The sequence below is a fragment of the Grimontia marina genome, assembly GCF_900060185.1.
Taxonomy (GTDB): domain Bacteria; phylum Pseudomonadota; class Gammaproteobacteria; order Enterobacterales; family Vibrionaceae; genus Enterovibrio; species Enterovibrio marinus.
The window spans coordinates 1-1,888 of sequence record NZ_FIZY01000148.1 but is presented as its reverse complement, the minus strand read 5'-3'; the positions used below and the strand labels follow the sequence as shown (position 1 = coordinate 1,888).

Below are 1,888 nucleotides of genomic sequence, written 5' to 3'. Positions count from 1 at the left end.
GGTCACTGACCAGGATACCTCAACAACCGGGACTATCACGGTCACTGACCCTGACAGTGGCGAAACCGCCACCATCGGCAATACCACGATGGAAGGCAACTACGGCACCTTTGAACTGGTGGACGGCGAGTGGACGTACACCGTCGATCCGGACAAAGCCCAGTCTCTGCCAGAAGGACAGGAAGCCAACGACACCTTTACCCTCACCGCTTCTGACGGCTCAACCCATGAGATTGTGGTGACCGTGACCGGCACCAATGATGCGGCTGTCGTTACCGGCGATACCACCGGACAGGTCACTGACCAGGATACCTCAACAACCGGGACTATCACGGTCACTGACCCTGACAGTGGCGAAACCGCCACCATCGACAATGTCACCATGGAAGGCAACTACGGCACCTTTACGCTGGTGGATGGGAACTGGACCTACACGGTAGACCCAGACAAAGCGCAAGCCCTGCCGGAAGGTGAAGAGGCCAACGACACCTTTACCCTCACCGCCTCTGACGGCTCAACCCATGAGATTGTGGTGACCGTGACCGGCACCAATGATGCGGCTGTCGTTACCGGCGATACCACCGGACAGGTCACTGACCAGGATACCTCAACAACCGGGACTATCACGGTCACTGACCCTGACAGTGGCGAAACCGCCACCATCGACAATGTCACCATGGAAGGCAACTACGGCACCTTTACGCTGGTGGATGGGAACTGGACCTACACGGTAGACCCAGACAAAGCGCAAGCCCTGCCGGAAGGTGAAGAGGCCAACGACACCTTTACCCTCACCGCCTCTGACGGCTCAACCCATGAGATTGTGGTGACCGTGACCGGCACCAATGATGCGGCTGTCGTCACCGGGGACACCACCGGACAGGTCACTGACCAGGATACCTCAACAACCGGGACTATCACGGTCACTGACCCTGACAGTGGCGAAACCGCCACCATCGGCAATACCACGATGGAAGGCAACTACGGCACCTTTGAACTGGTGGACGGCAACTGGACGTACACCGTCGATCCGGACAAAGCCCAGTCCCTGCCAGAAGGACAGGAAGCCAACGACACCTTTACCCTCACCGCCTCTGACGGCTCAACCCATGAGATTGTGGTGACCGTGACCGGCACCAATGATGCGGCTGTCGTCACCGGGGACACCACCGGACAGGTCACTGACCAGGATACCTCAACAACCGGGACTATCACGGTCACTGACCCTGACAGTGGCGACACCGCCACCATCGACAATGTCACCATGGAAGGCAACTACGGCACCTTCGTACTGGTCGATGGTAACTGGACGTACACCGTCGATCCGGACAAAGCCCAGTCCCTGCCGGACGGTCAGGCCGCCAACGACACCTTTACCCTCACCGCCTCTGACGGCTCAACCCATGAGATTGTGGTGACCGTGACCGGCACCAATGATGCCGCTGTCGTCACCGGGGACACCACCGGACAGGTCACTGACCAGGATACCTCAACAACCGGGACTATCACGGTCACTGACCCTGACAGTGGCGACACCGCCACCATCGACAATGTCACCATGGAAGGCAACTACGGCACCTTCGAATTAGTGGACGGCGAGTGGACGTACACCGTCGATCCGGACAAAGCCCAGTCCCTGCCAGAAGGACAGGAAGCCAACGACACCTTTACCCTCACCGCCTCTGACGGCTCAACCCATGAGATTGTGGTGACGGTCACCGGCACCAATGATGCGGCGGTGGTCACCGGCGATACCACCGGACAGGTCACTGACCAGGATACCTCAACAACCGGGACTATCACGGTCACTGACCCTGACAGTGGCGACACCGCCACCATCGACAATGTCACCATGGAAGGCAACTACGGCACCTTTACGCTGGTGGAT

The 1,888-nt window shown here is 58.8% G+C and carries 1 protein-coding gene; it reads left to right on the top strand.

What is annotated here, in order from left to right; genetic code table 11:
• Nucleotides 1-1,888: VCBS domain-containing protein (locus GMA8713_RS25605; RefSeq protein ID WP_198159592.1), on the top strand; the 1,888-nt coding region annotated here is incomplete at both ends.